The sequence below is a fragment of the Thermogutta sp. genome, assembly GCF_014359955.1.
Classification (GTDB): Bacteria; Planctomycetota; Planctomycetia; order Pirellulales; family Thermoguttaceae; genus Thermogutta.
In genome coordinates this window covers 1-8,518 of the sequence record NZ_JACIYL010000115.1, presented here as the reverse complement: position 1 = coordinate 8,518, position 8,518 = coordinate 1, and the positions used below count along the sequence as shown (strand labels likewise).

Annotated in this window: 5 protein-coding genes; 1 reads left to right on the top strand and 4 read right to left on the bottom strand. The window is 59.4% G+C overall.

The window, feature by feature from the left end:
* Positions 1-9: 9 nt before the first annotated feature.
* The 3 genes from H5U08_RS05510 to H5U08_RS05500 form a co-directional block, all read right to left on the bottom strand.
* Complete coding sequence (locus H5U08_RS05510; RefSeq protein ID WP_297031077.1) at positions 10-1,830, bottom strand: NADH-dependent [FeFe] hydrogenase, group A6; 1,821 nt, start codon at positions 1,828-1,830, stop codon at positions 10-12.
* Between the two features lie 27 nt (positions 1,831-1,857).
* Complete coding sequence (locus H5U08_RS05505; RefSeq protein WP_297031075.1) at positions 1,858-5,007, bottom strand: FAD-dependent oxidoreductase; 3,150 nt, start codon at positions 5,005-5,007, stop codon at positions 1,858-1,860.
* A 203-nt stretch (positions 5,008-5,210) separates the two neighbouring features.
* Complete coding sequence (locus H5U08_RS05500; protein WP_297031073.1) at positions 5,211-5,750, bottom strand: NAD(P)H-dependent oxidoreductase subunit E; 540 nt, start codon at positions 5,748-5,750, stop codon at positions 5,211-5,213.
* A gap of 435 nt (positions 5,751-6,185) precedes the next feature.
* On the opposite strand from H5U08_RS05500, the gene H5U08_RS05495 reads away from it, so the two are divergent.
* Positions 6,186-7,556 carry a mandelate racemase/muconate lactonizing enzyme family protein gene (locus tag H5U08_RS05495; protein ID WP_297031071.1) on the top strand — a complete coding sequence of 457 codons (1,371 nt, stop codon included), beginning with the start codon at positions 6,186-6,188 and terminating at the stop codon, positions 7,554-7,556.
* A gap of 108 nt (positions 7,557-7,664) precedes the next feature.
* On the opposite strand, the gene H5U08_RS05490 is transcribed toward H5U08_RS05495, so the two are convergent.
* A complete protein-coding gene (locus H5U08_RS05490) occupies positions 7,665-8,177 on the bottom strand; it encodes a chemotaxis protein CheX (protein ID WP_297031069.1) in 513 nt (170 codons plus the stop codon).
* Positions 8,178-8,518 lie beyond the last annotated feature (341 nt).

Here is an 8,518-nt window from a genome sequence, read left to right as displayed (position 1 = left end):
CCGCCGAATTCAGTTCGCTTCGCGCATGAAATAGTGGGTATGGAGCAGGCGGTGAGACATTTCGCCCAACGGTTGTCCCAGAAACTCCGCATAGAGTTGCTGAATCTGCGGGTTCAGATGGGACTTGCGAATGGCCTTGCGTTCATCCTCTTTCTTGAGTGCGGCGATGCGGGCAAGGCGCACACGGTTGTCCGTGTAACGGGGCTGACCGCCACCGCCGATGCAGCCGCCGGGGCACGCCATCACCTCCACAAAGTGATATTCCCTTTCCCCCTTCTCGATCGCCCGGATTAACCGTTCCGCGTTGGCCAGACCGTGAGCCACAGCGACGCGGAGAGTGATTCCTTTGAGAAAGCTCCACTCCGGCTTGAGCTGCGTGAGTGGGATCTCTGCTTCCTTGATTCCCTCCAGTCCAGCCAGATTGGGAACGTGAAGGTCGGGTGTGGGAAGCTCGCGGCCGGTGATCAATTCGTAAACCGTTCGCAAGGCGGCTTCCATGACTCCACCGGTATGTCCGAAAATATCGCCGGCACCGCTGGAAAGGCCCATCGGAGCATCCATCTGTTCATCGGGGAGGGAAACGAAGTCGATACCCGCCACACGGATCATTCTCGTCAGTTCCCGGGTGGTCAGGACGGCATCCACATCGCGGGTACCGCTGGCCGTCATTTCTGGCCGGGCGGCCTCAAACTTCTTGGCCGTGCAGGGCATGACGGAAACGACGAAGATGTCGTCCGGCCGCTTGCCCAGTTTGTTCGCGTAATACGTTTTGGCCAGGGCGCCAAACATCTGTTGCGGCGATTTGCAGGTCGATAGATTCCCCAGAAGTTCGTGGTGGAAAAACTCCATGTACTGGATCCATCCTGGGGAACAACTCGTGAACATGGGAAGTGGCGCATCCACGCCTTCGACAAACTTTTTCCGCAGCCGCGTGAGAAACTCGGTTCCCTCCTCCATGATGGTGAGATCGGCGGCAAAGTCGGTGTCAAACACCGCATCGAATCCGAGACGCCGCAGGGCCGCCACCATCTTGCCCGTGACAAGAGTGCCGGGCGGATAGCCAAAGCACTCCCCCAATGCAGCGCGAATGGCAGGAGCCGTCTGCACGATCACGAAGTTATCGGGGTTGTCCAGCGCAGCCCAAACCATTTCCACGTGGTCGCGTTCGGAAATCGCGCCGACCGGGCAGATTGCCGCGCATTGTCCGCATTGCACACAGGCCACCGTGGCCAGATCCCGCCCCAGCGCGGGACCGATGACGGTGTGAAATCCGCGGAATTGCGGGAAGAGCGCGCCCACATTCTGAATTTCATTGCACACGCTGACACACCGGCGACACTTGATACACTTGCCACTGTCTCGTACAAGAGCCGGTGTTGAGACATCCAACCGTTTGCGTGCCCGTTCGCCGCGGTAGCTGATCTCCCGAATCCCCAACTCGGCGGCAAGGGATTGCAGCTCACAGTTTCCGTTGCGATCGCACGTCTGGCACTCTCCGTTGTGTTCCGAAAGAAGCAATTCCACCACGGCGGTCCGTGCTCGACGAACCCGGGATGTATTGGTGTAAATGCGCATTCCTTCCCAAACCCGGGTTGCGCAGGAAGCCACCAGGTTGCGGACTCCCTCCACTTCCACCACGCAGACCCGGCAAGCTCCCACGGGTTTGAGACTTTCCACGAAACAGAGCGTGGGGATCCGGATTCCGGCCTTCTTGGCGGCACAAAGGATCGTCGTGCCTTCCGGCACATCCATCTCGTGGTCGTTGATGGCAATTCTGACCATTGGTACTGCGTTCTGGCTGGTTGCTTCACTCACTGCGCTGGAATGCATGGCTCGTCCTACCGGAATGCACTTCGATCAAATTTCTCCTAACTGGTGTAAAACCACCTGATGGGTATTGCGTTTCCCATAATCGCACCGCAGGCAGCGCCGCGCCTGACGGATGGCCACGGGCTCCGGCCAGGGAAGTTCCACCTCGTCGAAGTTGTGGCGACGTCTTTCGACCGGCAGCAGCCGGAGGGGCTCGCGAGGCGTGGGTTCCGGCTCGGCATCGGGATCAAAGGACGTTTCCACAGGATGGGGCTCCCGCCAGAAAGCGTGGTTTTCGCCGGTGAGCAACATGTCGATTCCCACCGCTGCCCGTTCTCCCGCAGCCACGGCTTCCACCACCGAGGCCGGTCCCGTCACGGCATCTCCGCCGGCAAAAATCCACCGCTGCGACGTCTGGCCGGTGACCGGGTCCACATCGATGAACCCCCGATTGTTTTTGCGGAGTTCGACGTCACCACAGAGGGCCTCCAGGTCGAGGGTCTGCCCCACCGCCACAAGTATCTGATCTGCCGGAATACAGAAGGCCTCCCCGGCTTCCTTGGGACGGCGACGTCCGGAGCGGTCAAACTCGCCCAACTGGACGGGAACACACTTGAGGCCCACCACGCGCCCTCCTTCAGTGAGAACCTCCACGGGTGCCGTGAGAAGCTGCAGGCGCACGCCCTCGGCCTCGGCTTCCGTGATCTCCTCCTCATAAGCCGGCATGGCTTCGCGATTTCGCCGATAAACGACCACGACGCTCTCCGCGCCCAGACGGATGGCGGTGCGGGCCGCATCAATAGCGGAGTTGCCGCCGCCGACGATCACCACCCGGCGCCCGACAGGCACGGATCCGCGGATGTTATATGTCCGCAGGAAACTGAGCGCGTCTTCCACACCCTGGGCGTTTTCCCCGGGAATATTGAGTTTGGCCCCCTGAGGAGCGCCCACTCCGAGAAATACCGCATCGTAGCCCTGGGCCCGTAAACTGCTGAGTGTGAAATCTCGGCCGAGGGCCATCCCCGTAATGATCTCCACACCCATCTGCTCGATCATGCGGACCTCTCGAGCGACGACCTCCCTGGGCAGCCGATAGGCCGGGATGGCCTGGACGAGCATACCGCCCGGCCGCTGTTCTGCCTCGAAAACCTCCGGTCGGTAGCCCAGTCGGGCCAGAAAATATGCGCAGGTAAGTCCAGCGGGCCCCGCCCCGATGATGGCGATTTTTTTCTTGGCATTTTTGGGATTTTCCCGGATTTCCGGAACTTGCAGCGTCACCTCCTGATCGACCATGAACCGTTTGATCGCGCGGATGGACACCGGAGCGTCCAATGAGGCGCGGCGGCACTTGTCCTCGCACGTGTGGAAACACACCCGCGAGCAGACAGCGGCAAAGGGATTCCGTTCGCGATGGAGCCGAATCGCTTCGGCGTAACGCCGCTCGGCCACGAGGGCGACAAAACCCGGGATATCCACATTGGCAGGGCACGCGCTTTCACAGGGAGCCGCCACCATCGCCGAGCACACTCCCGCGCGACAGTGCTTGTCGCGGATATGCTCCACGTACTCCGCGCCAAAGTGCCGAATGGTGGAAAGGACCGAGTTGGACGCCGTCTGTCCCAGGCCACACAACGATGTTTCCTTGACCATCTCGCCCAGTTCGATAAGGCGTTCCACATCGTCCTCTTCCCCCTGGCCGTTGCAGATGCGCTCCATGATCTCCAGCATCCGCTTGGTACCCACGCGGCAGGGGACGCACTTGCCGCAGGATTCGTCCTGGACAAACTCCAGGAAATATCGGGCGACATCGACCATACAACTGTCGTCGTCCATGACGATCAGCCCGCCAGAGCCCATGATGGCCCCGAGTTCCGCCAGAGACTCGTAATCCAGGGGAACGTTCAGATGCTGGCGGGGTACACACCCGCCGGAAGGTCCGCCAATCTGCGCGGCCTTGAAGGGCTTGCCGGAGGCCGTGCCGCCGCCGATATCGTAGATCAAATCGCCAAGCGGCATGCCGATCGGGACTTCCACGAGCCCGGCATGTTTGATCCCGCCCGCCAGCGCGAATACTTTCGTGCCGCGGCTTTTCGGCGTACCCCACTGCGCGTACCACTCACCTCCGCGGAGCACAATCACGGGGATATTGGCCAGTGTTTCCACGTTGTTCAGCACGGTGGGGTGGTCCCACAGACCTTTTTCCACGGGAAACGGCGGCCGGGGACGCGGCTCTCCCCGATTACCCTCGATCGAGGTCAAAAGAGCGGTTTCTTCCCCGCATACAAAAGCCCCCGAACCCATGCGGATTTCGATGTCGAAGTCAAAGCCCAAACCCAGAATGTTCTCGCCCAGCAGACCCGCTTCTCTGGCCTGCGCGATGGCGATTTGAAGGCGTTCCACGGCCAGGGGATATTCCGCCCGCACGTAAACAAAGCCCCGGGACGCCCCGATCGTCGCGGCAGCAATGGCCATCCCCTCGATGACACTGTGGGGATCACCTTCCAGGACACTGCGGTCCATGAAGGCCCCGGGATCGCCCTCGTCGGCATTGCAGACCACATATTTGATGGGGTTCGCCTGTCGCCGGGCCGCATCCCATTTTCTCCAGGTGGGAAATCCGGCTCCCCCTCGACCGCGAAGCCCGGACTGGCGCAATGTCTCGATCACCTCGTCGGGATTCCGCTGCTGGAGCACTTTCGCCAGCGCCTGGTATCCGTCCCGCTCGATGTAGTCTTCGATCCGCGTGGGATCGATCTCGCCACAATTGCGGAGGACGATTTTTACCTGCCGTTTGAAGAAATCGATCTCGTCCATTCGCGCCACGTGCCTGCCATCCGGCCGACGATGCGTGAGGCGCTCGACAATCTTTCCCTGCAGGAAATGCTCGCGAACGAGCTGGGCGGTGTCTTCCGGACGCACGTGCTCGTACACGATGTCTTCCAGCATGAGCACCGGCCCACCGAAGCACGGTCCCATGCAGCCCGTCCCGATGATCCGCCACTGATCGCGGATCCCCGTTTCCGCAAGGTTCTGCTCCAGAGCTTCTTTTGTGCGGAGTGATCCAGAGGCGATGCAACCGGCACCGGTGCAGATACGGACTTCCCGACCCCCGTTCTGTTGCCAGGAACTCCGTTGTGCCCGAAGCTCGTCACGCCACTGGGTGAGCTGTTCAACACTTGTGATCCGTGGCCGGTTCATAGGCATGTAACCTGTTGGTGGCTTGTCCAAGACCGAAATTACAAAAGCCAAGACTCCGATACTTCGCGAAATTCCCTCATGATGTGGTGTCCGTCAGGAAAGCGCTTCCAGTCGAGAGCCACGAAAACGAAACACGATCTTCGCCGCTTTTTTCTCTCGTGGATTCTCCTGAAGTCCCAGAACCTCCACGGAAGCGGAAATGGTCATTTGTCCCCGTTGCGATACTTCTGGAGGAGTTCACCAAGGCGGGACACCTTCACTCTTTGGTGAACGTCGTTGTCGATCATGATCACGGGAGCGAGGCCGCACGCACCAAAGCAACGGCCAACGTCCAGAGAGAAAGTGCGATCCGACGTCGTCTCGCCCACGTCGATCCCCAGTTCTTCCCGCAGCGCTGCCAGCACCTGCTTGCCCCCACGAACGTAACACGCGGTCCCCAGACACACCCGAATCATATGCCGCCCGCGAGGCACCGTGTTGAAGAAAGAATAAAAGGTCACGACGCCGGTGACCTCGCTGAGAGGCTTGCCAAATGCCCGCGCAATCCGTTTCAAAACCGGCTCGGGCAGGTATCCGAAGATCGTCTGCGCCATCTGGAGCACGGGAATGAGGCCCCCCGGCACATCGCGATACTGCGAGAGGATGTCGTCAAGCTGGGCGAGCTTTTCTTCTTCCGTAGCTTCCCCACAGAGACACCCTGAAGACGTGCCCGGTACTGGCGTTCCAATTTTCTGTGTGTCCACGTGAATCCCTCCCGGCGTTTGACTCTTTAACCGGTTTCCCTCAATGACTTGTGTCTCATATTGAAAAACTTACATCACTCTGCCGAACACGACCAGGAGCGATAGTCTCGTTTTTATTTGACAGATTGGGCAGATATTAATTCTTTTGCGTGACTAACGATCCCTGTTTCGCCAAATATATACGTAGCAACTTTGCGACGGTTTGAACGGATTTGCCTGGGCACGACGAGCGTGCCCCTCCGATTCGCCGGAGGGACCTGCCTGTCAGGTCTGCTTTTCAACTTCCGCACACCTCGTTTCTTCTGTCCCTGCGTCTTGCGACAGGCTTTCCTCCCGGGGAAAATCAGAGGCACAACCAGATGCTGCTGGCCGTAGCGCAGCGTGGTGCACATGCCCCAATCTCCATCCCGCCACGCCGCATGGGAGATCATCAGGATGAGCAAGATCACAGACATCCGCATTGTGCGTGTGAACACGAATACCGAAGAATACGCCTACCGAACCCCAATGAAATTTGGCGGCCGGGTGGTGACCGACGTGACGCTGCGGAATGTCGTCATCGACGTGGAAACCCGGGGCGGACGGCGGGCTCGGGGGTTTGGGTCCATGCCGGTGGGAAATGTCTGGGCCTGGCCGAGCCAAACACTGCCCCCGGACAAAACCCTTCAGGCAATGGTTCTTTTCGGCAGTCATTTCCAGGCCTGGCTGGGAGAGTACAAAGGTACCGGTCATCCTCTCGAAATCACCGAGGAATGGTCATCTGCTTACGACTACGTGGCGCGATCCGTCGAGGAACATCTGCGTCTGCCCGAACGAATGCCGCGGCTGGCCCAGTTCGTTGCCGCCAGCCCGTTTGAAGCCGCGCTCCATGACGCCTACGGCCGAGCTCTGGAACAGAACTCCTACAATGTGCTGGGAAAAGAATTTGTCAACGCAGATCTGTCCCATTACCTGTCTGCAGAGTTTCGCGGCGAGTATCTCGATCAATACACTCATCGCGAACCGACACCGCGGATGCCGCTCTATCATCTGGTAGGAGCGCTGGATCCCCTCACAGATGCGGATATCAGGGAGCGTCTCAACGATGGACTCCCGGAAACACTCCCCGAGTGGATCATGTTCAATGGTCTGACGCACCTCAAAATCAAGCTCAATGGCGATGATCTCCGCTGGGATGTGGAACGGGTTCTGGAGATCCACGCTGTGACTGCCGAAACACAGCGCAGGCGAGGATGCGAAAGATGGTTCTATTCGGCCGACTTCAACGAACGCTGCCAGAACGTCGAATACGTGCTGGAATTCCTTGCGCGTATCAGGGAGCACTCACCCGAGGCCTTCGATCGTCTTCAGTACATCGAGCAGCCCACCCATCGCGATCTGCGTGCCCACCCTGAGAATCGGATGCACCGCGCAGCGGAACTCAAACCCGTCGTGATCGATGAGTCTCTCGTGGATTTTGAAAGTCTTCTTCTCAGTCGCGAGATGGGCTACTCGGGAGTGGCGCTGAAGACCTGCAAGGGCCACTCGGAAGCCCTTCTTATGGCGGCAGCCGCGCAAAAATACAAACTTTTCCTGTGCGTGCAGGACCTCACCTGCCCGGGCTATTCCTTCCTTCACTCGGCCTCGCTGGCCGCCCGCATTCCCGGCGTGGCCGCCATCGAAGGCAACGCTCGACAGTACTGTCCGGCGGCCAATCGCGGCTGGGAAGACCGCTACCCTTCCATGTTCCGGATTACCGACGGAACCGTGGGAACAGGGGTTTTGAACGGGGTGGGCCTTGGTTTTGAACCCGTGGCGTGGTTATGAGGAGGCCTTTGCCGAGTCAAAGGTATCACCCAAGGTTTCATCGCGGCCGATGGACCAAACTGGAAACATTCCGTCCCCTCGCTCTCACCACGCCGACGAGCCCGGTTATCAGGTCGATTGCCCCAGGAGTTGCTCCCTGGGCGCAGAAAGCCCTTCGGCACTGGGAAGCAATGCCAGGCCGACCTCGAGCGACAGATCGCCCCAATCGCACGTGAAGTGAATGGAGATGGGCACCACGTTGGAAGGAAAGTGGACTTCGTGCTGCTTTCCAGTGATCACGTTGGGCAGACTGACGGCCAGTTGGAACTCTTCGAGTTCAGCTTTGGCGCCCCCCGCCACCATGTTAGTGAGCTCTCCCACAGCGTCCAGCACATCTTCGTTGACTTCGGACATCTCCGTGCACAGGAGAGTCGAAGCGGCTTTGAGGGCCACCTCTTTGGACAGACTGAGAACCACCGCCCCGACGGCCTTCCCCGTCAGCCCGATGACGCCACTCACCTCGTGGCATGCCCGGCAGTCTTCCTTGACCGCCAAACTCGTCCGCCGGACGGGGCAGTTGAGCATCGTGGTAAACGTCTTCTGAAGTGACCGCATGAACGGATTGATCAACTCGGCCCGCATTGGTTTACCTTTCGCGTCTCCCTGACCTTCATCAATTCACATGCCGACCCGTCCGGCAAACCCACGGAGCATGCAAACGGGCAGTCGGCTGGTTACGCCACGAACTTTTTCCCTTGCATTCCGTTATCCCGGAACAACGGAACGCACTGCTGCGTTCTGTGATACTGAAATGTAGGCCAGCTTTGGATCTCTCGGCGGCGATTCCCTTACGCCCCAGTGCCATTCAAAAGGGGGGAATGCCGGTATTTTCTGCGTCGAAGGCAATCCTGGATGCATGCAGCCAATTGACAATCCCAGCAAATCCGAGATCACCAACACAGGCAAAATGGCAGTATTTCACG

What these genes read in the sequence shown, in the direction of transcription:
- H5U08_RS05510 (WP_297031077.1), bottom strand. Translation starts at nt 1,830, where the DNA reads ATGCATTCCAGCGCAGTGAGTGAAGCAACCAGCCAGAACGCAGTACCA.
- H5U08_RS05505 (WP_297031075.1), bottom strand. Translation starts at nt 5,007, where the DNA reads ATGAACCGGCCACGGATCACAAGTGTTGAACAGCTCACCCAGTGGCGT.
- H5U08_RS05495 (WP_297031071.1), top strand. Translation starts at nt 6,186, where the DNA reads ATGAGCAAGATCACAGACATCCGCATTGTGCGTGTGAACACGAATACC.
- H5U08_RS05490 (WP_297031069.1), bottom strand. Translation starts at nt 8,177, where the DNA reads ATGCGGGCCGAGTTGATCAATCCGTTCATGCGGTCACTTCAGAAGACG.